We start from the raw sequence: 21,950 nt of genomic DNA, 5'->3' as shown, positions 1-21,950 counted from the left end.
TTGCCCTCTCGCGTCAGGAAATCATTCGGCGGCGAGCACGGTCGAGCGCGCGGCGGTCCACGGATTCTGAGGCCGCCTGAGGCCAAGATTCTCACGCAGCGTCCTGCCCTCGTAAGCGGTACGGAACAGGCCGCGACGCTGCAGCTCCGGGATCACCAGGTCGACGAAATCGTCGAGCGCGCCGGGCAGCCAGGGCGGCAGGATGTTGAAGCCGTCGGCGGCCTCGCCCGTGAACCATTCCTCCAGCTGATCGGCGACCTGGGCGGCACTGCCGATCACCGTGTAATGGCCGCGCGCGGTCGCAACCCACTGATAGAGCCGGCGGATCGTGAAATTATGCTCGTCCGCGATCTGGCGGATCAGCGCCTGGCGGCTCTTCATGCCTTCGGTCTCCCTGCTCGGCGGCAGCGGGCCGTCGAGCGGATAGTCCCTGAGGTCGAGCGTCTGGCCGGCAAGTCCGTTGAGCAGCGCCACGCCGTCCTCCGGCAGGATCAGGTCGTTCAGCTGCTGGTATTTGGCACGGGCCTCTTCCTCGGTGCGGCCGACGAAGGGCGCCACGCCCGGCATGATAAGCACCTGCGCCGGATCGCGCCCGGCCGCCGCGACGCGCGCCTTGATGTCGCGATAGAACTCCTGCGCCGAGGCAAGGTTCTGATGCGCGGTGAATATCACCTCGGCCGATGCCGCCGCGAGCCCGCGACCGTCCTCCGACTGTCCCGCCTGCACGACCACCGGATGACCCTGCACCGGACGCGGCACGTTGAGCGGCCCCTTGACGCTGAAATGCGCGCCCTTGTGGTTCACGTCATGCAGCTTGTCCTTGTCGTAGAAGCGGCCCGTCTTCTTGTCGCGGATGAAGGCGTCGTCTTCCCAACTGTCCCACAGCGCCTTGACCGTTTCGACATGCTCATGCGCCCGCGCGTAACGCTCGGCATGATTGGGCTGGACGTCACGATTAAAGTTGCGCGCCGTGTCGTCGCCGGCCGACGTCACGACATTCCATCCCGCGCGCCCGTTAGACAATAGGTCGAGCGAGGCGAATTTGCGCGCGAGTGTGTAGGGTTCCTCATAGGTGGTCGACGCCGTGGCGATGAAGCCGATATGCTTGGTCAGCGGCGCCAGCGCGGCAAACAGCGTCACCGGCTCGAAACCGGCGATCTTGGCGTTGCCGCCTTCACGGGCACCGAGACCGATGGTGAGATTGTCAGCCAGGAAATATGCATCGAACAGGCCCCGCTCGGCGGTGAGCGCGAGTTGCTTGTGGAACTCGAAATTGGTGGCGCCATCGGCCGGCGCGTCCGGATGGCGCCAGGCCGCGATGTGCTGGCCGCCGCCGGGCAGAAAGGCGCCGAGCTTGATCTGTCTGGACGTGCTGGAGTTGGTCATGGCTGATCCTTCGGGTTCCAAAACGACTGCCTGTAGTCAGGCGGCGAGGCCGACGCTGCGAGTTTCGCCGACGATGCGCAAAACCTCGACGACGGCCTGGCGGGCGCGGGCGTGGATGGCTTCCGAGACCAGCACGCCGTCGGCAAAATCCTTGTCGGAAGCGTAGATCGCTGTCGGCATGGTGAGCGCTTCGAAGAAGCCGAACAACGGCCGCAATTGATGCTCGACGATCAGCGAATGGCGCTCGCCGCCGCCCGTGGCAACGAGAATGATCGGCTTGCCGCGCAGCGACGACGGATCGAGCAGATCGAACAAGTGCTTGAATAGTCCGGTATAGCTGCCTTTGAAGGTCGGCGATCCCACCACCAGAACATCGGCGCCGAGCAATTGCTCAACGATATTGCGCGCTGTTTGATCGAGATCGGAAATGCGCCGTGCCGACGGGAACGATAGACCGAGATCTTCAATGTCGTGGATCGCCAAGGCCGCCCCTATGCGGCCAGCCGCCTCGTCCGCAATCTGCGTGATAAATGCCTTGGTCTTTGACGGGCGGGTCAGATTGCCGGAAAATCCAACCACCAGCTTCTTTGTCATGTTCGGGCTCTCCTCGCGGGCACTTCTTCATTAAGACTACGGATTTTGTAGAATTAAATGAGCGAGAAGATTTCAAAACGCGCCGCGCAAACGGATTGAGTTTGCGCGGGAGAAGCGTTGATTGGTCAGCTCATACGGGTCAGGCCTCGAACTTGACCGGCGCCAGTGGAGGCGCCTGAAGTCCCTGGAACGGGTTGCGCCAGGCATCGATCGCCTCGAGCCGGCCATACCAGCGGCGAATAGAGGGGTAGTCGCCGAGCGGCAATCGGGCGGCATCGTTGAAAGGCAGGAACGTCGCCATGCGGAAGTCGGCATAGGAGACGGAATTGCCGACCAGCCAATCGCGTCCGGCAAGCTCAGGCTCGAGGATTGCGGCGGCGGCGTGGAACTGCCTCAACCCCTCCTCGACCAGCGCGTGGTCGATAGGACCGAGCCCGTAGCGCTGCTTGGTGCCGCGCTCGAAATGCACCATGTCGCAAGCAAAGGCGAACCGTTCCTTGCCCCAGCTGATCCAGCGGATCATGTCCGGCTCGTCATCGCCGCTGCGCCAGAAATCCGAGCGAAGGTCACGAGAAAGCCGGCAGGCGATGGCGTCGGCCTCCCACAGGCTCCATCCCGGACCGACCAGGATAGGCAAGGTCAGATTGGGATTGAGCGGGCGGTAGCGCTCGGCTTGCCCGGGCGCCATTGGCGATGCGAACTCGAACGCGATCTTGGCCTCGAGATAGCGCGCCGCCGCGACCGCGAGGCGAGGATTGGGATTGCGGCTGAACAGAAGTTTCATATTGGTCCCCACGGGGTCTGGTTGCATGCCGCAGGACGGCTGAGAACCGCGCGATCCTACATTCGCCGCAAATGTATCCGGTTTATATGCTCGGCGCCGAAAACCACCTGCAAGCCTTCCAGCCCAGCCGCTTGCACCCTCGGCCGCCTTCCGCTATAGAGCCGCCACCCGCGTAGACACCCTTGGAGGCAACGCGGAGGAAGGCCGGCCAGGCCTCGCAGATCCCCAGACGCATTTGGATCGCCAAACGCATCGGACAGATCGTGCAAGGCCGCGACGGCTTTCGACGTTTACGGCTGGGCTTGCCCGCCGTGAGCGCTCCATAACACGCGAAAGGAAATGCCATGAGCCACGATGCTTACGAGCTCAAGGCCGAAGCGCGCGAACAGGTCGGTAAGGGGTCCGCCCGTGCAGTTCGCCGCAACGGTAAAGTGCCTGCAGTCATCTACGGCGACAAGCAGCCTCCCCTGGCGATTGCGCTGAACTACAAGGACATCTTCTACAAGATCCATGGCGGCGGGTTCCTGACCACGATCGCCACGATCGATGTCGACGGCAAGAAGATCCAGGTCCTGCCGAAGGATTTCCAGCTCGACCCGGTCAAGGATTTCCCTGTCCATGTCGACTTCCTGCGCATCGGCAAGGACACCGAGGTCAATGTCGACGTGCCTGTCCACTTCATCAATGAGGACAAGTCGCCCGGCATCAAGCGCGGCGGCGTGCTCAACATCGTTCGTCACGAAGTCGAGTTCCACTGCCCGGCTAACGCGATCCCGGAATTCATCACCATCGATCTCACCGGCACCGACATCGGCGACTCGATCCACATCTCGGCGGTCAAGCTGCCGGCCGGCGTCAAGCCGGTCATCTCCGATCGCGACTTCACCATCGCGACCATTGCCGGCTCGTCGGCGATGAAGCCGGAGACGGAAGCCACCACCGAGCCGGCGGCGACCGAGACGGCGGCCCCGGCGGCCGAAGAGAAGTAATTCTCCGAGCCGGATGATTTCATCCGGCTCTAAATCAAAGAAATAGAGCATGATGTTTTCCGAAAACCGCTTCATACTTTTCGGCATCATGCTCTAACGCTCGGAGACAGCGATGCTTGTCTTTGCGGGCCTCGGCAATCCGGGCGCGAAATACGAAAACAACCGGCACAATGTCGGCTTCATGGCGGCGGACGCGATTGCCCGCCGCCATTCCTTTTCGCCCTGGTCGAGAAAATTCCAGGGCCTGATCTGCGAAGGCACGCTCGGCGGCGAGAAAATCCTGCTGATCAAGCCGCAGACCTTCATGAACCTCTCCGGACAATCGGTCGGCGAAGCGCTGCGCTTCTACAAGCTCGAACCGGCTGCGCTCACCGTCTTCTACGACGAGATCGACCTCGCCGCCGGCAAGCTCAGGATCAAGGTTGGCGGCGGCTCGGGCGGCCATAACGGTATCCGCTCGCTCGACCAGCATGTCGGCAACGCCTATCGCCGGGTGCGCATCGGCGTCGGCCATCCGGGCGTCAAGGAGATGGTGCACGGCCATGTGCTTGGCGATTTCGCCAAGGCGGACCGCGAGTGGCTCGATGTCCTGCTGGACGCAATCGCCGACGATGCCGCGCTGCTCGCCAAGGGCGACGACAGCTCGTTCATGAACCGCGTCACCCTGACCTTGCGCGACAAGCTCGTGCCGACCGGCGATGACGACCGCCCGCCGCCCAAGCCGCCGAAGCAGCAAAGCCGGGTCCGCCAGGCGCGCCCGCAGCAGCCGGCGGCGAAACTTCCCGAGAGCGGCCCGATGGCCGCCATGCTGAAGAAGCTGTTCGGCAAGGAGTGAGCGTCGAACGGACGACGCCTGGGACTTGACGTTCGTCACCCCTATCGCCCATAGCCCACATCAAAATCGAATTCCGACAGGACTGGACGAACATGGGTTTCAAATGTGGCATCGTTGGCTTGCCCAACGTCGGCAAGTCGACGCTGTTCAATGCGCTGACCAGGACGGCCGCCGCGCAGGCCGCCAACTATCCTTTCTGCACCATCGAGCCGAACACCGGCGAGGTGGCGGTGCCTGACCCGCGCCTGCAGAAGATCGCGGCGATCGGCAAGTCGAAGGAGATCATCCCGACCCGCATCTCCTTCGTCGATATTGCCGGCCTGGTGCGCGGCGCCTCCAAGGGCGAAGGGCTGGGCAACCAGTTCCTCGCCAACATCCGCGAGGTTGACGCCATCGTGCATGTGCTGCGCTGCTTCGAGGACGACGATATAACCCATGTCGAGGGCCGCATCGATCCTGTCGCCGACGCCGAGACGGTGGAGACCGAGCTGATGCTCGCGGACCTCGAAAGCCTTGAGCGCCGCATCGCCCAGATCCGCAAGCGCGCCGCCGGCAAAGACAAGGAAGCCATGGCCGTGCTGCCGATGATGGAGGCCGCGCTTGAATTGCTGCAGGCCGGCAAGCCGACGCGCGTCCTGCTCAACGGCATCGCGCCGGAAGACCTGCGCATCCTGCAGGGACTGAACCTTCTCACCTCGCATCCCGTGCTCTACGTCTGCAACGTCGCCGAGGCGGACGCCGCCACCGGCAACGAGCACACCAGGGCGGTCGAGAAGATGGCGGCCGCGCAGGGCGCCGGCACGGTGGTGATATCGGCGGCGATCGAGGCGGAAGTCGCCCAGCTTTCCGACGAGGAGGAAATGGAGTTCCTGGCCTCGATCGGTCTCGACGAGCCGGGCCTCAACAAGGTGATCCGCGCCGGCTACGATCTCCTGCATCTGATCACCTATTTCACCGTCGGGCCGAAGGAGACGCGCGCCTGGACGATCCACAAGGGCGATAAGGCGCCGCAGGCGGCCGGCGTCATCCATACCGATTTCGAGCGCGGCTTCATCCGCGCCCAGACGATCTCCTACAACGACTTCGTCACGCTCGGCGGCGAAGTGGCGGCCAAGGAAGCCGGCAAGGCGCGTGACGAAGGCAAGGAGTACGTCGTCCAGGACGGCGACATCATGCTGTTCAAGTTCAACACGTGAGTGCCTGACTGGCTTACCAGAAATAACTTGACCAAATCGTCCCAGGCCTGCATCCGGGTTGCCCGATCTTTGGGATAACCGGATTGCCGACATGACCGGAAAGACCTGGGCTTATGAGGATTTCGTCGAGGGCGTCTCGCTGGACCTCGGCAGCAAGACCGTAAGCGCCGCCGAGATCATCGAATTCGCCGCGGAGTTCGATGCCCAGCCGATGCATCTCGACGAGGAAGCCGGCAAGGCCAGCATCCTTGGCGGGCTTTCGGCCTCGGGCTGGCACACCTGCGCGATGTTCATGCGCATGCTGTGCGACGCCTTCCTGCTCGATTCGACGTCGCAGGGCTCGCCGGGCATCGAGCATGTGAAATGGAAGAAGCCGGTGCTGGCCGGCGATACCTTGCGCGGCACGGTCACGATCCTGTCCAAGCGCCAGTCCAAATCGCGGCCCCAGCTCGGCTTGATCACCATGCGCAGCGAACTCGTCAACCAGCGCGGCGAGAGCGTCTTCGAGCTGGAGAACACCGGCATGTTCCTCGCGCGTGATGCAGCAAGGGACCTGTCATGACTTTGGACGAGTACTTCCTGATCGGCGAAACGGTCACGCTCGGCTCGCATAAGTTCGAGGCGGACGAGATCAAGGCATTCGCCAAAAAATACGATCCGCAGATCTTCCACGTCGATGAAGAGGCGGCGAGGAAGAGCGTGCTTGGCGGGCTCTGCGCCTCGGGCTGGCACACCGCCGCCACCTGGATGAAATACAATCTCGAAAAGCGCATGGAGACCGAGGGCGTGCGCTGGACCGGTCCCGGCCCGCAGCCCGAATTCGGCCCCTCGCCCGGCTTCCGCAATTTGAAATGGCTGAAGCCGGTCTATGCCGGCGAGACGGTGACCTTCACGCGCACCGCGCTGGCACACCGCCCGCTTGCAGGGCGTCCGGGCTGGAACCTGCTCACGCTGCGCTCGGAAGGTTTCGATTCGACCAGCGACAAGGTGATCGAGTTCGACAGCGCCGTGCTGGTGAAGGTGGGATAGTGAACCCTCTCCCTTCTCCCCTTGTGGGAGAAGATGCCGCCGAAGGCGACGGAGGAGGGGTGCTCCAGGAAACACCAGCGTGTCACTCCGCTGGAACACCCCTCATCCGTCTCGGCGCTTCGCGCCGATCCACCTTCTCCCACAAGGAGAGAAGGGAAAGCGCTTCAATGCCCCTCGAACCCGATCAGCGTCCTGACCGGCACGCCGAGCGCTTCGAGCTTCCGGCGGCCGCCGAGGTCCGGCAGGTCGATGACGAAGCAGGCGGCGACGATGTCGGCGCCGATTTGCCTGAGCAGCTTCACCGCCGCTTCCGCCGTGCCGCCCGTGGCGATCAGGTCGTCGACCACGATCACCTTCTCGCCCGGCGAGACGCCGTCCTTGTGCATCTCCATCTCGTCCAGCCCGTATTCGAGGCTGTAGGCCACGCGCACCGTCTCGTAAGGCAGCTTGCCTTTCTTGCGGATCGGCACGAAGCCGGCCGACAGCTGGTGCGCAACGGCGCCGCCGAGGATGAAGCCGCGCGCTTCGATGCCGGCGATCTTGTCGATCTTCAATCCGGCATAGGGATGCACCAGTTCGTCGATGGCTCGGCGGAAGGCGCGCGCGTCGCCAAGCAGCGTGGTGATATCGCGAAACAGGATGCCGGGCTTCGGATAGTCCGGAATCGTGCGGATAGCCGCAAGCAGCGTGTCTTCTAGGGAGGATTTCATCGAGGCTTCCGCGTGTCCGGCTGTCGGATTTGGCGGCGTCGGCCATTCCTGCCCGACGCGACCGACAAGGGCTACCGCGATGTCGCGCCAGAGACAAGCACATCCGGCAAAGGATCGGCATCGACTGGCCTCGGCCAATATGGAAAGGGCGCCCGCGAAGGCGCCCTTCGAAAGGCGGGCGCTACCGCGCGGCTACATGCCGAGGTCCGAGCGCAGCTCGGAGCGCGCCACTTCGTACTCGGCCTTGAAATCGGGACGGTCGAGCAGGACCGCGGCGATCACGCTGCCGGAAATCTTGCCCATCTCGATGTCGGACGGATAGTGAATGCCGCCGACCACGCGGTTATGGGCGAATTCGGCCGCGCGCGCCATGATCTCGGCCCGCTTCTCCGGCACCATGTCGGCAAGGATGATACCCATCATGGTGCCGACCGTCGCATGACCAGACGGCCAGGAGCCTGAGTTCGACAGCTTCACGACCGGCTTGACCAGATCGCTGAGCTGATGCGGGCGCGGACGCTTCCAGACATCCTTGGCCGGATCGACGACGGCGCCTTCGGTCGCCACGACGCGATCGAAGAAGGCGCCGAACTTCGGCAGCGTTTCCTTGTTGAACTTCGGTCCCATGACATCGGCAAAGCGCCACACATTCTCTTCGGCATCGGCGATGGCTCGCTTTTCCATTTCCGGTGTGCGCGTCACCTGCAGCGTCAGCACCTCGCCGAGCTCGGCCTTGGTCTCAGCCGAATCGTTGGCGGGCGGCGGCGGCAGGATCATCGTCAGGTCGATGTCCTTGTTGGTGACGAAGGGCTGCGCCTCGTCGGCATGGGCGGCATATCCGGTGACAAGCAGCAGGAAACCCGCCGCGAGCGATGCGAATCTTTTCATGGGTACGATCCTTTGAAGTAGGGGCAAGACAGGATCGCCACGCACAATGACGGCCATGTGACATGGCCGGTCAACGCTGTTCCGAAATATGGAAAAGGGCGCCTGAGGGGCGCCCTTCGAGCTTTCCGCTTTACCGCGCCTCAGTGTGCGACGTCGGCCCACACCCTGCGCTTGGTCATGTAGACCAGTGCGCCGAAGAGCAGCAGGAAGACCATCACGCGGAACCCGGTCTTCTTGCGTTCCTCGAGATGCGGCTCGGCCGCGAACATCAGGAAGGCCGCGACGTCGCGGGCATACTGGTCGACCGTCTGCGGCGAGCCGTCGTCATAGGTCACCTGGCCGTCGGAGAGCGGCTTCGGCATCTTCAGCGACACGCCGGACAGGAAGTACGGATTGTAGTGCGTGCCTTCCGGGATCACCATGCCGGCCGGCGGCGTCTGGTCGTAGCCGGTGAGCAGCGAGTGGATGTAGTCCGGGCCGCCCTGCGCGTACTGGGTGAAGATATCGAAGATGAAGCGCGGAAAGCCGCGCTCGACGCCGCGCGCCTTGGCAAGCAGCGACATGTCGGGCGGCGCGGCGCCGCCATTGGCGGCGGCAGCGGCCTGCTCGTTCGGGAACGGCGCCGGGAAGTGATCCGATGGCTTGCCGGGACGGTCGAACATGTCGCCGGCATCGTTCGGGCCGTCATGGATGGTGTATCCGGCGGCCAGCGTCTTGATCTGCGCGTCCGAATAGCCGAGCCCTTCCAGCGTGCGGAAGGCCACCAGGTTCATCGAGTGGCAGGCCGAGCAGACTTCCTTGTAGACCTTGAGACCGCGCTGCAGCTGCGCCTTGTCATAGGTGCCGAACGGCCCGGCGAAGCTCCAGCTCATTTCCTTCGGTTCGTTGATCGGGAAATGCGTCGGCGCGGCCGGGTTCTGCTCTTCCGCGGCGATGGCAGCGGTACCCGCAACCATCAGGCCGAGCAGCGCCAGCGAGGTGAGAATCTTCTTCATACCCAAAATCCCCTCAGATTCTCAGCCCTTGGTTTCCGGCGCGGCGGTCATGCCTGCCAGATGTCCGCTGCCGCCCTTCTTCTTTTCCAGCACCGCCTCGGTGATCGAGTTCGGCAGCCTGCGCGGCGTCTCGATGAGGCCAAGCACCGGCATGACGACCAGGAAGAAAGCGAAGTAGAACAAAGTCGCCATCTGCGCCATGAACACGTAGCTGCCTTCCGCCGGCTGCGAGCCCAGCCAGCCGAGCAGGATGGCGTCGGCCACGAACAGCCAGAAGAACAGCTTGTACCACGGACGGTAGACCGCCGAGCGCACCTTCGAGGTGTCGAGCCACGGCACCAGGAACAGCATGGCGATGGCGCCGAACATGCACAGCACGCCGCCGAGCTTCGAGTTGATCGGGCCGATGTTGAAGGTGATGGCGCGCAGGATCGCGTAGAACGGCAGGAAGTACCATTCCGGAACGATATGGGCCGGCGTCTTCAGCGGATTGGCAACCGTGTAGTTGTCCGGGTGGCCGAGATAGTTCGGCAGATAGAAGACGAAATAGGCGAACACGAACAGGAACACGATCATGCCGAACGCGTCCTTGATAGTCGCATAGGGGGTGAAGGCGACGGTGTCGGTCTTCGACTTGACCTCGATGCCGGTCGGGTTCGACTGGCCCACGACATGCAGCGCCCAGATATGCAGCACGACGACGCCGGCGATCATGAATGGCAACAGGTAATGCAGCGCGAAGAAGCGGTTCAGCGTCGGGTCGTCGACGGCGAAGCCGCCGAGCAGCAGCTGCTGGATCCAGTTGCCGACCAGCGGGATGGCGCTGAAGAAACCGGTGATGACGGTGGCGCCCCAGAAGCTCATCTGACCCCAGGGCAGCACATAGCCCATGAAGCCGGTGGCCATCATCAGGAGGTAGATGATGCAGCCGAGGATCCACAAAAGCTCGCGCGGCGCCTTGTACGAGCCGTAGAACAGGCCGCGGAAGATATGGATGTAGACGGCGACGAAGAAGAACGAAGCGCCGTTGGAATGGAGATAGCGCAACAGCCATCCCGAATTCACGTCACGCATGATCTTCTCGACCGAATCGAAGGCGAGATTGGTATCGGACGTGTAGTGCATCGCCAGCACGATGCCGGTCAGGATCTGCGAGACCAGCATGATCGCCAGGATGCCGCCGAACGTCCACATGTAGTTGAGATTGCGCGGCACCGGATAAGCGACGAAGCTGTCATAGACCAGCCGCGGCAGCGGCATGCGGGCGTCGAACCAGCGCTCGATACCGGTCTTGGGCGTATAGGTCGAGTGTCCCTCGCTCATCGAAATGTCCCCTGCCTCAACCGATAAGGATCTTGGTATCGGAAATGAACTTGAATACCGGGATCGCCATGTTCTCCGGCGCCGGGCCTTTGCGGATGCGGCCGGCGGTGTCGTATTGCGAACCGTGGCACGGGCAGAACCAGCCGCCGAAATCGCCTTCCTGGCCAAGCGGGATGCAGCCGAGATGGGTGCAGACCTGCACCATCACCATCCAGGCTTCCTTGCCCGGCGTGGTGCGGTTGGCGTCGGTCGCCGGCGCGTCGGCCGGCAGGTTGGCGTTGCGCGCGATCGGATCCTTGAGATCGGCAAGATTGACGGCTTCGCCGTCCTTCATTTCCTTTTCGGTGCGGTTGCGCACCACCACCGGCTTGCCGCGCCATTTGACGATCAGCGAGCTGCCCGGCTGCAGCGAGGAGACATCGACCTCGACCGAAGCAAGCGCCAGCGTCGAGGCATCAGGGCGCATCTGGTCGATGAACGGCCACGCGACGGCTCCAGCGCCGACAACGGCGGCCATGCCGGTGGCTACGTAGAGAAAATCGCGACGGTTGGGATCGTGGATGTCGGTTGCGCTCACGGGTGCCTGATCCTTTCGCCTCTTCCTAACCGGAGGCCGAGCCTTGTCCCCGCTCAATCGCACCTGCCCGACAGCGCATGGCGAACAGGCTAGCGAATTCCTCCGGCATTTGGATTTTCGGTTTATGCGGGCAGCCTGTTTTTGTCCAGCGGGGTGAGGCCACAAGGGCAGATTGTCGCGGGGATGCGCGGCGGCGAAGGGCGACGCGTCCCCGCCAGGCCGCCGGACAGGATGAAACAGCGGGAAATCCGGGGAGAAATCGGGCCGGTGTTCGCCTCGACATCGGCTCCTGGCCCGGTCTATTCTGGCGTCATGGCGCATGTCATTGAACGCGACAGCTGGGCCGAAGCCCCCGACCGCTGGAAAGGCGAGCTGCAATGCGGTCAGTTCGGCGCCAATTCCTGCCTGATCTTCAACTATCAGCCGACGGTCGGCGGCGGCCCGCGCCTTCACAGGCACCCCTATGCGGAAATCTTCGTCATCCGCTCCGGCACCGGCCTGTTCACGATCGGCGACCGGGAAATCAAGGCCACGGCCGGCCAGATCCTGATCGTGCCGCCCGACACGCCGCACAAATTCACCAATCTCGGCCCCGGTCCGCTCGAAAGCACCGACATCCACGAGAACGGCCACTTCATCACCGAATGGCTGGAATAGCTGGTTAGCTGGCGCCCAGCCTGACCAGCACAGCCCTTGGGATGTCGTATTCGCGGATCACCGCATCATGTTTGCGCAGACCGCAAAGCTCACGCTGGATGAAATAGGCGTGGACGGCCGCGGCCGCTTCCTTGAGCAGCCGGTTGCGCTGTTCGCCCTCGCCGCCTTCGCGCAATTTGGCAAGGGTTTGCTCCACGCGCTGGCCGGCGCGGCCGAGCGCGGCCGCCTTTTCGGCGAGTATCTCGTGGCCGAGGAGATCGAGCGCGCTTTCCTGCGCGCCTGACCGTCCGAAATTGGTAGGCATGCGTACGGACATGATGCCGTTCTACTCCGCCGGCCGCGTCTCTTCCAGCGCGCTTTCCTCGTTGAACAGGAAGCCGCCGGACTGGCGTTTCCAGAGCCGCGCATAGACCCCGTCGAGCGCCACCAGCTCGTCATGAGTGCCCTGTTCGATGATGCGGCCGCCGTCAAGCACCACCAGCCGGTCAAGCGCTGCGATGGTGGACAGCCGGTGCGCGATGGCGATCACGGTCTTGTTCTCCATCAGCCTGGTCAGGTTCTCCTGGATCGCCGCCTCGATGTCCGAATCGAGCGCCGAGGTCGCCTCGTCGAGGATGAGGATCGGCGCATCCTTGAGGAAGACGCGCGCGATCGCCACGCGCTGCCGCTGCCCGCCGGACAGCTTCACGCCGCGCTCGCCGACATAGGCCTCGTAGCCGGCGCGATCTCTGGTGTCGCGCAGCCCCAGGATGAAGTCATGCGCCTCAGCCTTCCTGGCCGCGGCGATCACTTGCGCATCGGTGGCGTCCGGCATGCCGAGCTTGATGTTGTCGCGCAGCGAGCGGTGGAACAGTGCTGTATCCTGGCTGACGACGCCGATATTGCCGCGCAGCGAGTTCTGCGTGACCCCGGCAATATCCTGGCCGTCGATCAGGATCTTGCCGCCTTCCAGGTCGTAGAGGCGCAGGATCAGATTGGCCAAGGTCGTCTTGCCGGCGCCGGACGGGCCGACCAGGCCGACCTTCTCGCCCGGACGCACGACGAGGTCGATGCCGTCAAGCACCCCTGCCCCCTTGCCGTAATGGAAGGTGACGTTGCTGACGTCGATGCGTCCGCCGGTGACGACCAGCTCCCTGGCGTCCGGCTTGTCTGTCAAACCAAGTGGTTGCGAGATCAGCGCCTTGGAATTCTCCAGCACGCCGAGATTTCGCAGGATGCCGTTGAGCTGCATCATCAGCCTTCCCAGCAGCATGTTAAGCCTCAGCACCAGCGACAGGGTGAAGGCGACGGCGCCGACAGTGATCGAGCCTTCGACCCACAGATAGATGGCGAAGGCCGCGATCGCGGTGATCATGACGCCGGAGAGCATGGTCAGCGCCATGCGCACGCCGGTCAGCCGGCGCGTGAACGGCCGCAGCGCGTCGAGATAGATGCCGAAGCCGCCGCGGATATAGCGATCGTCGCCATCGGCCGAAAACAGCTTCAGCGTCTGCACATTGGAATAGGAATCGACGATGCGGCCGGTGATCATCGAGCCGGCCTCGGCCGTCGCCTCGGCATGCTTGCGGATCGCCGGCAGATAGAGTTTCGCCAGCCAGCCGAACGCGGCGATCCAGATCACCACCAGCACCGCCAGCCGCAGATCCAGCCCCGCGACCAGCGCCAGCGTGGTGACCGTATAGACGATCATGAACCAGACCACCTCGATGAAGCTTTCCATCAGGTCGCCCGTCGCTTGCCCTGCCTGCCAGACTTTGGTCGCGATGCGGCCAGCGAAATCATTCTGGAAAAAGGCGTAGGACTGGCGCGAGACATGCCGGTGCGCCTGCCAGCGCACCAGATTGTAGAAGCCTGGCGTGATCGTCTGCTCGTCGACCAGCGCCGACAGGCCGACCACCAGTGTGCGGATGACCAGCACCACCGCGCCCATGAACAGGAGTTCCGGACCGGCGGCGGTCCACAGCGCGTGCCAGTTGCGCTCGCCGGGCAGCTGGTCGAGGATATCGACCAGCCTTCCGACGAAATAGAACAGCCCGGCTTCGACCAGCGGGGCGATGCCGCCGATGATCAGCATGGCGAAGAAGGCGAGCTTCGCCTGCCCGACATAGTGCCAGAGGAAGCCGCCGACGCTGGCGGGCGGCCGCAGATTCGCGGGCTCGCGGAACGGGTAGACCCAGTGCTCGAACCAGCGATAGATGGCCTGCATCATTCGGCGGCTTCACCTTTCGTCGCCAGACCGTCGGCCGCCGGCCGCCGGCTTTTCCTCGAGCAGGAATCCGCCGGACTGGCGCCGCCAGAGCTGGGCATAGAGCCCGCCTTTGGCGATCAGCGCCTCATGCGTCCCGTCCTCGACGATGCGCCCCTTGTCCATCACCACCAGCCTGTCCATCGCCGCGATGGTCGACAGGCGATGGGCGATGGCGATGACGGTTTTGCCCTGCATGAGCTTGTAGAGGTTCTCCTGGATGGCGGCTTCCACTTCCGAATCGAGCGCGGAGGTAGCCTCGTCGAGGATAAGGATCGGCGCGTCCTTCAGCATAACGCGGGCAATTGCGATGCGTTGCCGCTGGCCGCCGGACAGCTTCACCCCGCGTTCGCCGACAAGCGCCTCATAGCCGCTCTGCCCATGCGGATCGGTCAGCCCCGCGATCACATCGTCGATCTGGGCGGCCTTGGCGGCGCTGAACATCGCCTCGTCGCTGGCCGACTGGCGGCCATATTTGAGGTTCTCGCGAACGGATCGATGCAAGAGCGAGGTGTCCTGGTTGACGAAGCCGATCGCCGCCCGAACGCTTTCCTGCGAGACGTTGCGGATGTCCTGCCCGTCGATCAGCACCTTGCCGTCCTGCACGTCGAACAGCCGCAGCACGAGATTGACCAGCGTCGACTTGCCGGCTCCCGAACGGCCGATCAGGCCGACCCGCTCGCCCGGCGCAATCTTCAGCGACAGATTGTCGATGACGCCGCCTTTGCCGTCCTTGCGCCAGTAGTTGAAGTTCACCCGGTCGAACTCGATGCCGCCGGCGGTCACGACAAGGGCCGGTGCGTCGGGCTGATCCTGCATGACGATCGGCCGCGCGATCGTCGTCATCGAGTTGCTGGCAACACCGATCTGCCTGAAGACGTTGGCGCCGACATCGAGGATCCTGCCGGAGATGTTGGCGATCTGCAGCGCGAACGGTATCGCGGTCGCCACGGCCGCGGTGGTCATGGCGCCGGCGTTCCAGCCGGCGAGCGCCAGCCAGCTCACGGCGATGAGCAGCGCCGCGTTGAGGATGAACAAGGCCGACCACATCAGCGTGAAAACGCGCATCAGCTGGTAAAACGTGTCGGCGTGCTCGACCACCGCTTGCGAGACATATTTGTCTTCATGCTCGCCGGTCGAGAATGTCTTGAGCGTCAGGATGTTGGTGTAGCTGTCGACCATCCGGCCGCTCACCTGCGACCACCGCTCCGACAGTTGGGACGAGCGTTGCGTGATCCTGGGCATCGCAGACCAGAAGATCAGGCAGTAGACCACCAGCCACACCGCCACCACAGCCAGCAACAGCGGATCGAGCCGCGCCAGCACCACGATGGCGACCGCAACGAAGACCAGCGCGTACCAGACGGCATCGACGGTGAGGTTGATGCTCATCTCCACCGAATCGCCGCTTTGCATGACCTTGGTTCCGATGCGGCCGGCAAAGTCGTTCTGGAAGAACGACCAATCCTGGCGCACGACATGCCAATGGCTCTGCCAGCGGATGAGGTCGATGAGGTTCGGCGCTATGGCGTGGTTGCGGATGAGCCCGTCGATAACCATCGACAGCGGACGCAGCAGCACGACGAAGGCCATCATGGCGAGCAGCGGCCCATGCGCGGCAAAGAAATCGCCTGGCTTGGTGCTGGCGAGCAGGCCGACGATCAGGCCGACGAAAATCGGCAGCATCGCGTCCACTATCGCCGCGACGGCAACGATGACGATGCGCAGCCAATAGGCGGCGCGAAACTGCCTTATGAAATACCAGTAGAACGGCCAAAGCCCCATTGGCGGCTGCCTGTCGTCGGCCAGCGCCACCGGCGAGTAACGGCTTTCGAACCACGTGAAAATGCGATCGAACATTTTTCTCCCGTAGAGGCCCAAAACCCGCCGGCGCCCGATCTGGTCGCAGGCGGCCTCTGTACCAAGTCGTGGTTACGCCCGGGATCGTTTCCCGGCAATCGCCGTAACTTTTGATGCCGGAGCGGCTCGACGGCTCACAGAACCGCCGGGCCGCTCCAAGTCTTTGTTTTACGCATTCCCGACAGAAAACCGCTACGCGCTTTTCCTGGAACTGCTGCAATCGCGATCGCGTTACTCCGCCGCCATCTCGGATTCAGGCGCCTTGGCATCGGGCCCGGCCGGCACGTCATCGAGCAGGAAGCCGCCCGACTGGCGCTGCCAAAGCTGGGCATAAAGCCCGCCCCTCGCGACGAGCTCCTCATGCGAGCCTTCCTCGATGATGCGGCCCTTGTCCATGACGACGAGCCTGTCCATCGCCGCGATCGTCGACAGCCGGTGCGCGATGGCTATGACGGTCTTGCCCTGCATCAGCTTGTAGAGGTTCTCCTGGATCGCCGCCTCGGCTTCTGAATCGAGCGCCGAGGTCGCCTCGTCGAGGATGAGGATCGGCGCGTCCTTCAGCATGACGCGGGCGATCGCGATGCGCTGCCGCTGGCCGCCAGACAGTTTGACGCCACGGTCGCCGACATGGGCGTCGAAACCCTTGCGGCCATTGTGGTCCGAAAGCCCGCCGATGAAATCGAGCGCCTCCGCCCGCCGCGCCGCCTCGATGAGCATTTCGTCGGTTGCGTCCGGCCGGCCATAGAGGATGTTCTCTTTCACCGAGCGGTGCAGCAGCGAGGTGTCCTGCGTCACCATGCCGATCTGCGCGCGCAGGGAATCCTGCGTCACCGCCGCGATCTCCTGGCCGTCGACGAGGATCCTGCCGCTTTCCAGGTCGTAGAAACGCAGCAACAGATTGACCAGCGTCGACTTGCCGGCGCCGGAGCGTCCGACAATGCCGACCTTCTCGCCAGGCTTCACGGTGAGCGACAGGTTCTCGATGACGCCCTTCTGCTTGCCGTAATGGAAGCGGATGTCCTCGAAGCGGATGTCGCCCCGGGCGACGGTGATGTCCTTGGCGCCCGGCCTGTCTTCGACCAGGCGCGGCAGCGAGATCGACTGGATGCCGTCCTGCACCGTGCCGATATTCTCGAACAGCCCGGACATTTCCCACATGATCCATTGCGACATGCCCCACATGCGCAGCACAAGGCCGATGACCACCGCGACGGCGCCGATCGTCACCGCCTGGCCGAGCCACAGCCACAGCGAGATCGCCGTGACGGAGAACAGCAGCAGCGAGTTCAGGATGTAGAGCAGCCCGTAAAGCACCGTCACCAGCCGCATCGAGCGGTACACGGTGTCGAGGAAGCCTGCCATGCCTTCCCTGGCGAAGGTCGCCTCGCGGCGCGCGTGCGAAAACAGCTTCACCGTCTGGATGTTGGCGTAGCTGTCGACGACGCGGCCGGTCATGGTCGAGCGGGCATTGGCTTGCTCCTCGCCGACCTTGCCCAGCCGCGGAATAAAATGCCACAGCAAGGCCATATAACCGATCAGCCATACACCCAAGGGCGCGGCCAGCCGCAAGTCTGCCGAACCGACGATGAAGAGCATGCCGAGGAAGTAGACGATCACGTAATTGAGGACGTCTATCAGCTTCATGACGCAGTCGCGCACGGCGAGAGCGGTCTGCATCAGCTTGGTGGCGATGCGGCCGGCGAACTCGTCCTGGTAGAAGGCCATCGACTGTTTCAGCAAATAGCGATGCACCTGCCAGCGGATGCGCATGGGATAGTTGCCCATCAGCGCCTGCTGGTTGAGCAACGAACGCAGCCACACCGTACCGGGCAGCGCAAACAACACGATGAAGGCCATGCCGGCGAGTTTCCAGCTCTCGGTCTGCAGGAAAGTTTCCCGGTTCTGCGCCGACAGCCAGTCGACGATGCGGCCCATGAAACCGAACATCCACACTTCTGCGATAGCGATCGACGCCACCAGCACCGCATCTACGGCGATGTAGGGCCAGACGCCGCGCGTATGATGCACGCAGAAGGCGATCAGCGTCTTCGGCGGCTCGACCGGCTCCGCGGCGGGAAACGGATCGAGCCTGTTTTCAAACCAGCGGAACATTCCGGGCACTCGACTTATCTATGCGCTCACGCGGCGCGGGATTGATGAACTAGGCTTTGCGGCCGCGCGGCATTGCGGGTCGGCGATACGGAATCATCCGTTTCGCCGGCCTTGCTACGCGCAATATAGGGTTTCGCCGGCATTTCGCCGACAGGCTCGTTTGATGTCCCTGACGGCCCCGAACTTCCCGACGAAAGGCCGGAGCCTGCCCGGCTCCTGTCGCCCGGCCGGATCAAACGGATGATCCGGCGCACCAGCGTGGGCCGGCTGTGGTCGGGCACCGCGCGCGAGAAATCGACGTCCGGCAGCATGCCGCGATGCGGCCTGCGCCGTTCCTCGGCATGCACGGCCGACGAATAGGTCTCGCCGATCAGCAGCGCCCAGGTAGCCGCCTTGCGCTCGTGCAGGCTTCTTGAACCAGGTATTTTGTAGGGATCGAACATCGGCCCGTCCTCCATATGCAAATGCGTTAAAAAGGGTGATGCGTCCTCGACCTCCGGCATTCGACCGAAGGCGCGGATCGAACCGGTCGAGACGGGACGGCAGGCGTCGATTGGGACGCGACAAGCGTCGGCCTCGACACGAGCGTCGGTCTTGACACGTTCATCTGGGGCGCGGCGCCCCTTTGGCAGTTTGAAAAACATCGCAAGATTCCTTCGAAGGCCGAAAACTGGGTTCGGCGGGAATCGGTGCGATGAGGACTTAAAGTGTCAGAAGAATCGTCGTACCGAAACCGCCTGCGGGCATACGTGAGCCCCGGATGGGAGCTGGATGTGCATGGTCATCATGTGTTCCCCTCCGTTCGGTTCGGGTTGACGATGGTGGGCATATACTCGACTTCGCAGAAAATGGCCACCCGCCAGTCCAGAAATCGCCGAAAGCGGGAGATGCCTGTGGCCGATCTGCCACTTATTAGCAGGATGCGAAAATGAATGATCGTCTCCGCATCGCGCTCTACCAGCCGGATATTGCCGGCAACACCGGGACGATCCTGCGCTTCGCCGCCTGCCTCGATATCGGTGTCGATATCATCGAGCCGGCTGGTTTCCCGCTCGCTGACCGGGCGCTGAAACGGGCCGGCATGGGCTACCTCGAAATGGCGGCGCTTTCCCGCCATGCCGACTGGCACGCCTTCGAGGAATGGCGAAAGGCGCATGCGCGCCGCCTGGTGCTGCTCACCACCAAGGCCGCGACCGCCTATACCGATTTTGCTTTCGGCGCCGGCGACATTCTTCTGTTCGGCCGCGAATCCGCCGGCGTGACGGAAGAGGTCCATGAGGCGGCCGATGCGCGACTGACCATTCCGATGCGAGCAGGCGCGCGCAGCATCAATGTCGCGCTGTCGGTCGCCATGGTCGCGGGTGAAGCGCTCCGCCAGCTCGGAAAATAGCTTTCGCACTTCCGCGCTATCCCGAACCGCCGTGCCTTCCGCCGTCATTCTTGCCCAGACGCACATCGCCTTCTCCTGCAATTGCCCTATCGACGTTTCTTGGCTACAAGCTCAACTTAACTTGAGGTCAAGCGGGAATTTGGGAAATGGCCCCGGTGAGGGAATTGACGGTCGGCCAGGTGGCGATGCGCAGCGGTGTTGCGGTATCTGCGCTGCATTTCTACGAGGCGCGCGGCCTGATCCGCAGTGACCGCACGTCCGGCAACCAGCGGCGCTACAGCCGCGACGTGCTGCGCCGCGTGGCGATTATCCGCGTCGCCCAGGAAGTCGGCATCTCGCTGGCGGAAATTGCCGCCGCGTTCCAATCCCTGCCTGAAGAGCGCACGCCGACGCGTGAGGATTGGAACCTGCTTTCGACAGCCTGGCGCGACGGGCTCGACCATAAGATCAGCCAGTTGAAGAAATTGCGCGATGGCCTGACGGATTGCATCGGCTGCGGCTGCATGTCGATCGACAAATGTCCGCTGAGGAACAGGGACGACCGTCTGGCCAGGGAAGGTACCGGCGCGAGGCGACTAATTGCGCCCTGAATTGAAGCAACGCGCTTGTCGCGCATAGACAGAGGAAGGAACCATGCTAGGACACCTGATCCAAGTAGAGGAGGAGACCAAGGTCATCGCTATCTACCGGATCGATTCTGGCGGTGTGCCAACCCTCTATACCTCCGTGAGCTTCGATGAGGCGCGGAAAATGGGTCTGGAAAAATTCGGCAAGCTACTTGGCGAGAACCTAATTCTAGATTCTCCAAAATTGCGTGACCTATTTTTGCCGTGACATTCCTTAATCCGCCGCCGGCAGCCGCCGCATGGTGAATTCGATCACATCGCCCGGGCGTTCGAACCAGCTTTCGATCTCGGTCCAGTAGGCCTGCTTGGGGAAACGCTCGAACCATTCCTTCGCCTTGAGGCGCGCGGCGGGCCTCGGCAACACGAAAGTCTCGCGCAGGAAACCGTCGCGCGGCTGGCCTGCACGCTCGGCCCGCGAGCGCTCCAGCCTCTTCTTCAAACCATCCAGCGGCGGTCTTGCCGGGGTGCGCACGAAGGAACTCCTTTGCGCCTTGGTCAGACAGGACTTGACCCTTGCCTCTAAGAGATTAGGGATCGCGCGCAGAAAAAACGAGTCATTTGTCAGGCAAGCGAGCCTGTGACTGGAGACGGATTTGGAACGACCTGACCTTCCGGTGGGACTGCCGGCCGACATCGAACAGAAAAAGATGAAGGCCCGCCTCTGGTTCGAGGCGCTGCGCGAGCGCATCTGCGCCACCTTCGAGCAGATCGAGCAGGAACTCATCGGCCCGCAAGCATCATGGTCGCCCGGCCATTTCGAAAAGACCCAGTGGGAGCGCGACGAAGGCAAGGGTGGCGGCGGCACCATGTCGATGATGCGCGGCCGCGTCTTCGAGAAGGTCGGCGTGCATACCTCGACCGTCCATGGCGAATTCTCGCCCGAATTCAGGAAACAGATTCCGGGCGCCGAGGAAGACCCGCGCTTCTGGGCGAGCGGCATCTCTCTGATTGCACATCCATGGAACCCCAATGTGCCGGCCGTGCACATGAACACCCGCATGGTCGTCACCACGCGCCAGTGGTTCGGTGGCGGCGCCGATCTGACGCCGGTGCTCGACCGTCGCCGCACCCAGGACGATCCCGACACGGTTGCCTTCCATCGCGCCATGCAGTTCGCCTGCGAGAAGAACGCCGCCGTCGCCGACTATCCCAAATTCAAAGCCTGGTGCGACGAGTATTTCTTCCTGCCGCACCGCAACGAGCCGCGCGGCATCGGCGGCATCTTCTTCGACTGGCTGCATTCGGACGAGGACAAGGGCGGCTGGGACGCCGATCTCAATTTCGTCCAGGACGTCGGCCGCTCTTTCCTCGTCGTCTATGCCCATCTGGTGCGGGGCAATTTCAACCGGAACTGGACCGATGGCGAGCGCGACGAACAGCTCATCCGGCGCGGACGCTACGTCGAATTCAACTTGCTTCACGATCGCGGCACCATCTTCGGCCTGAAGACCGGCGGCAATGTCGCCTCGATCCTGTCCAGCCTGCCGCCCGAGGTAAAATGGCCGTAACGATCCGGTGAGTGCGGCGATGGCCGCATTGCTGTCCAATTCGCCGAATCTTGGCCGGCAATGTGGCAGGGACGATATCTTTTTCGTCTAATATCCTTTTGAAAAAATTGAGCTATTTAAGGTCGTCGGGTCGGGAAGCGCCGGCGGTCGAAGCGGAGATCATTTGTCTCCCGGCGGCCGTGACCCGACGCGACTTGACGACCCTGATCACGCGAGGTGCCTTGCCAAATCGGGCACCCGCATTCC

At 63.2% G+C, this 21,950-nt stretch carries 24 protein-coding genes; 10 read left to right on the top strand and 14 right to left on the bottom strand.

Annotated elements, in window-relative coordinates; all coding sequences use genetic code 11:
• Positions 1–21 precede the first annotated feature (21 nt).
• The 3 genes from LB565_RS22015 to LB565_RS22005 form a co-directional block, all read right to left on the bottom strand.
• On the bottom strand, positions 22–1,386 hold the full coding sequence (locus tag LB565_RS22015; protein WP_224587706.1) for an LLM class flavin-dependent oxidoreductase: 1,365 nt from the start codon (positions 1,384–1,386) through the stop codon (positions 22–24).
• Between the two features lie 36 nt (positions 1,387–1,422).
• Complete coding sequence (gene msuE, locus LB565_RS22010) at positions 1,423–1,980, bottom strand: FMN reductase (RefSeq protein WP_224587704.1); 558 nt, start codon at positions 1,978–1,980, stop codon at positions 1,423–1,425.
• A 139-nt stretch (positions 1,981–2,119) separates the two neighbouring features.
• Positions 2,120–2,764, bottom strand: coding sequence for a glutathione S-transferase family protein (locus LB565_RS22005; protein WP_224587702.1), 645 nt, complete (start codon positions 2,762–2,764; stop codon positions 2,120–2,122).
• 344 nt (positions 2,765–3,108) lie between these two features.
• Between LB565_RS22005 and LB565_RS22000 the strand changes: the two genes are divergently transcribed.
• The 5 genes from LB565_RS22000 (at position 3,109) to LB565_RS21980 (ending at position 6,813) form a co-directional block, all read left to right on the top strand.
• Complete coding sequence (locus LB565_RS22000) at positions 3,109–3,753, top strand: 50S ribosomal protein L25/general stress protein Ctc (RefSeq protein WP_224587693.1); 645 nt, start codon at positions 3,109–3,111, stop codon at positions 3,751–3,753.
• A 112-nt stretch (positions 3,754–3,865) separates the two neighbouring features.
• Positions 3,866–4,588 (top strand): aminoacyl-tRNA hydrolase, encoded by a 723-nt coding sequence (gene pth, locus LB565_RS21995; protein WP_224587691.1) that lies wholly within the window; start codon positions 3,866–3,868, stop codon positions 4,586–4,588.
• Positions 4,589–4,680: 92 nt separating this feature from the next.
• Positions 4,681–5,784, top strand: a complete 1,104-nt coding sequence (ychF, locus tag LB565_RS21990; RefSeq protein ID WP_224587689.1) for a redox-regulated ATPase YchF — start codon at positions 4,681–4,683, stop codon at positions 5,782–5,784.
• Between the two features lie 91 nt (positions 5,785–5,875).
• Complete coding sequence (locus tag LB565_RS21985; protein ID WP_224587682.1) at positions 5,876–6,346, top strand: MaoC family dehydratase; 471 nt, start codon at positions 5,876–5,878, stop codon at positions 6,344–6,346.
• Positions 6,343–6,813 carry a MaoC family dehydratase gene (locus LB565_RS21980; protein ID WP_224587681.1) on the top strand — a complete coding sequence of 157 codons (471 nt, stop codon included), beginning with the start codon at positions 6,343–6,345 and terminating at the stop codon, positions 6,811–6,813. The genes LB565_RS21985 and LB565_RS21980 overlap by 4 nt, the downstream gene beginning before the upstream one ends.
• Positions 6,814–6,977: 164 nt before the next feature.
• Here the strand turns inward: LB565_RS21980 and LB565_RS21975 are convergent, their stop codons facing one another.
• The 5 genes from LB565_RS21975 to petA form a co-directional block, all read right to left on the bottom strand.
• Positions 6,978–7,523 (bottom strand): adenine phosphoribosyltransferase, encoded by a 546-nt coding sequence (locus tag LB565_RS21975; protein WP_040989677.1) that lies wholly within the window; start codon positions 7,521–7,523, stop codon positions 6,978–6,980.
• Positions 7,524–7,715: 192 nt separating this feature from the next.
• Positions 7,716–8,411, bottom strand: a complete 696-nt coding sequence (locus LB565_RS21970; RefSeq protein ID WP_224587680.1) for an acid phosphatase — start codon at positions 8,409–8,411, stop codon at positions 7,716–7,718.
• Positions 8,412–8,551: 140 nt separating this feature from the next.
• Positions 8,552–9,406, bottom strand: a complete 855-nt coding sequence (locus LB565_RS21965; RefSeq protein WP_224587679.1) for a cytochrome c1 — start codon at positions 9,404–9,406, stop codon at positions 8,552–8,554.
• 21 nt (positions 9,407–9,427) lie between these two features.
• Positions 9,428–10,729 (bottom strand): cytochrome b, encoded by a 1,302-nt coding sequence (locus tag LB565_RS21960; protein ID WP_224587678.1) that lies wholly within the window; start codon positions 10,727–10,729, stop codon positions 9,428–9,430.
• Between the two features lie 16 nt (positions 10,730–10,745).
• Positions 10,746–11,306 carry a ubiquinol-cytochrome c reductase iron-sulfur subunit gene (gene petA, locus LB565_RS21955; RefSeq protein ID WP_112126775.1) on the bottom strand — a complete coding sequence of 187 codons (561 nt, stop codon included), beginning with the start codon at positions 11,304–11,306 and terminating at the stop codon, positions 10,746–10,748.
• A gap of 312 nt (positions 11,307–11,618) precedes the next feature.
• On the opposite strand from petA, the gene LB565_RS21950 reads away from it, so the two are divergent.
• Entirely contained in the window at positions 11,619–11,963 is a 345-nt protein-coding gene (locus LB565_RS21950; protein ID WP_224587866.1) for a cupin domain-containing protein, read from the top strand.
• Positions 11,964–11,967: 4 nt separating this feature from the next.
• Here the strand turns inward: LB565_RS21950 and LB565_RS21945 are convergent, their stop codons facing one another.
• The 5 genes from LB565_RS21945 to LB565_RS21925 form a co-directional block, all read right to left on the bottom strand.
• Positions 11,968–12,279 (bottom strand): DUF6665 family protein, encoded by a 312-nt coding sequence (locus LB565_RS21945; protein ID WP_224587676.1) that lies wholly within the window; start codon positions 12,277–12,279, stop codon positions 11,968–11,970.
• A gap of 9 nt (positions 12,280–12,288) precedes the next feature.
• Entirely contained in the window at positions 12,289–14,172 is a 1,884-nt protein-coding gene (locus LB565_RS21940) for an ABC transporter ATP-binding protein (protein ID WP_224587674.1), read from the bottom strand.
• 9 nt (positions 14,173–14,181) lie between these two features.
• The gene (locus LB565_RS21935; RefSeq protein ID WP_224587672.1) at positions 14,182–16,068 is read right to left on the bottom strand and encodes an ABC transporter ATP-binding protein; all 1,887 of its coding nucleotides are present in this window, start codon (positions 16,066–16,068) and stop codon (positions 14,182–14,184) included.
• A 231-nt stretch (positions 16,069–16,299) separates the two neighbouring features.
• Positions 16,300–18,180: an ABC transporter ATP-binding protein gene (locus LB565_RS21930; RefSeq protein ID WP_224587670.1), complete on the bottom strand. Its 1,881-nt coding sequence runs from the start codon at positions 18,178–18,180 to the stop codon at positions 16,300–16,302.
• A 26-nt stretch (positions 18,181–18,206) separates the two neighbouring features.
• Complete coding sequence (locus LB565_RS21925; protein WP_224587668.1) at positions 18,207–18,824, bottom strand: hypothetical protein; 618 nt, start codon at positions 18,822–18,824, stop codon at positions 18,207–18,209.
• 284 nt (positions 18,825–19,108) lie between these two features.
• Between LB565_RS21925 and LB565_RS21920 the strand changes: the two genes are divergently transcribed.
• The 3 genes from LB565_RS21920 (at position 19,109) to LB565_RS21910 (ending at position 20,404) form a co-directional block, all read left to right on the top strand.
• Positions 19,109–19,570: a tRNA (cytidine(34)-2'-O)-methyltransferase gene (locus LB565_RS21920; RefSeq protein WP_224587666.1), complete on the top strand. Its 462-nt coding sequence runs from the start codon at positions 19,109–19,111 to the stop codon at positions 19,568–19,570.
• A gap of 146 nt (positions 19,571–19,716) precedes the next feature.
• On the top strand, positions 19,717–20,160 hold the full coding sequence (gene soxR / locus LB565_RS21915) for a redox-sensitive transcriptional activator SoxR (protein ID WP_224587664.1): 444 nt from the start codon (positions 19,717–19,719) through the stop codon (positions 20,158–20,160).
• A 43-nt stretch (positions 20,161–20,203) separates the two neighbouring features.
• Positions 20,204–20,404 carry a hypothetical protein gene (locus tag LB565_RS21910; RefSeq protein ID WP_224587662.1) on the top strand — a complete coding sequence of 67 codons (201 nt, stop codon included), beginning with the start codon at positions 20,204–20,206 and terminating at the stop codon, positions 20,402–20,404.
• A 6-nt stretch (positions 20,405–20,410) separates the two neighbouring features.
• Here LB565_RS21910 and LB565_RS21905 read toward each other — a convergent pair whose 3' ends face one another.
• Positions 20,411–20,668 carry a hypothetical protein gene (locus LB565_RS21905; protein ID WP_112099415.1) on the bottom strand — a complete coding sequence of 86 codons (258 nt, stop codon included), beginning with the start codon at positions 20,666–20,668 and terminating at the stop codon, positions 20,411–20,413.
• A gap of 121 nt (positions 20,669–20,789) precedes the next feature.
• Between LB565_RS21905 and hemF the strand changes: the two genes are divergently transcribed.
• On the top strand, positions 20,790–21,704 hold the full coding sequence (hemF, locus tag LB565_RS21900) for an oxygen-dependent coproporphyrinogen oxidase (RefSeq protein ID WP_224587660.1): 915 nt from the start codon (positions 20,790–20,792) through the stop codon (positions 21,702–21,704).
• The last annotated feature ends 246 nt before the right edge of the window (positions 21,705–21,950 follow it).

It is taken from the genome of Mesorhizobium sp. CA14, assembly GCF_020165195.1.
Classification (GTDB): Bacteria; Pseudomonadota; Alphaproteobacteria; order Rhizobiales; family Rhizobiaceae; genus Mesorhizobium.
Note: the sequence above shows the minus strand (reverse complement) of the source record. Positions and strands in the feature narration are given on the sequence as shown.

Coding starts and splice junctions, on each gene's coding strand:
- LB565_RS22015 (WP_224587706.1), bottom strand. CDS start 1,386: ATGACCAACTCCAGCACGTCCAGACAGATCAAGCTCGGCGCCTTTCTG.
- msuE (WP_224587704.1), bottom strand. CDS start 1,980: ATGACAAAGAAGCTGGTGGTTGGATTTTCCGGCAATCTGACCCGCCCG.
- LB565_RS22005 (WP_224587702.1), bottom strand. CDS start 2,764: ATGAAACTTCTGTTCAGCCGCAATCCCAATCCTCGCCTCGCGGTCGCG.
- LB565_RS22000 (WP_224587693.1), top strand. CDS start 3,109: ATGAGCCACGATGCTTACGAGCTCAAGGCCGAAGCGCGCGAACAGGTC.
- pth (WP_224587691.1), top strand. CDS start 3,866: ATGCTTGTCTTTGCGGGCCTCGGCAATCCGGGCGCGAAATACGAAAAC.
- ychF (WP_224587689.1), top strand. CDS start 4,681: ATGGGTTTCAAATGTGGCATCGTTGGCTTGCCCAACGTCGGCAAGTCG.
- LB565_RS21985 (WP_224587682.1), top strand. CDS start 5,876: ATGACCGGAAAGACCTGGGCTTATGAGGATTTCGTCGAGGGCGTCTCG.
- LB565_RS21980 (WP_224587681.1), top strand. CDS start 6,343: ATGACTTTGGACGAGTACTTCCTGATCGGCGAAACGGTCACGCTCGGC.
- LB565_RS21975 (WP_040989677.1), bottom strand. CDS start 7,523: ATGAAATCCTCCCTAGAAGACACGCTGCTTGCGGCTATCCGCACGATT.
- LB565_RS21970 (WP_224587680.1), bottom strand. CDS start 8,411: ATGAAAAGATTCGCATCGCTCGCGGCGGGTTTCCTGCTGCTTGTCACC.
- LB565_RS21965 (WP_224587679.1), bottom strand. CDS start 9,406: ATGAAGAAGATTCTCACCTCGCTGGCGCTGCTCGGCCTGATGGTTGCG.
- LB565_RS21960 (WP_224587678.1), bottom strand. CDS start 10,729: ATGAGCGAGGGACACTCGACCTATACGCCCAAGACCGGTATCGAGCGC.
- LB565_RS21950 (WP_224587866.1), top strand. CDS start 11,619: ATGGCGCATGTCATTGAACGCGACAGCTGGGCCGAAGCCCCCGACCGC.
- LB565_RS21945 (WP_224587676.1), bottom strand. CDS start 12,279: ATGTCCGTACGCATGCCTACCAATTTCGGACGGTCAGGCGCGCAGGAA.
- LB565_RS21940 (WP_224587674.1), bottom strand. CDS start 14,172: ATGATGCAGGCCATCTATCGCTGGTTCGAGCACTGGGTCTACCCGTTC.
- LB565_RS21935 (WP_224587672.1), bottom strand. CDS start 16,068: ATGTTCGATCGCATTTTCACGTGGTTCGAAAGCCGTTACTCGCCGGTG.
- LB565_RS21930 (WP_224587670.1), bottom strand. CDS start 18,180: ATGTTCCGCTGGTTTGAAAACAGGCTCGATCCGTTTCCCGCCGCGGAG.
- LB565_RS21925 (WP_224587668.1), bottom strand. CDS start 18,824: ATGTTTTTCAAACTGCCAAAGGGGCGCCGCGCCCCAGATGAACGTGTC.
- LB565_RS21920 (WP_224587666.1), top strand. CDS start 19,109: ATGAATGATCGTCTCCGCATCGCGCTCTACCAGCCGGATATTGCCGGC.
- soxR (WP_224587664.1), top strand. CDS start 19,717: ATGGCCCCGGTGAGGGAATTGACGGTCGGCCAGGTGGCGATGCGCAGC.
- LB565_RS21910 (WP_224587662.1), top strand. CDS start 20,204: ATGCTAGGACACCTGATCCAAGTAGAGGAGGAGACCAAGGTCATCGCT.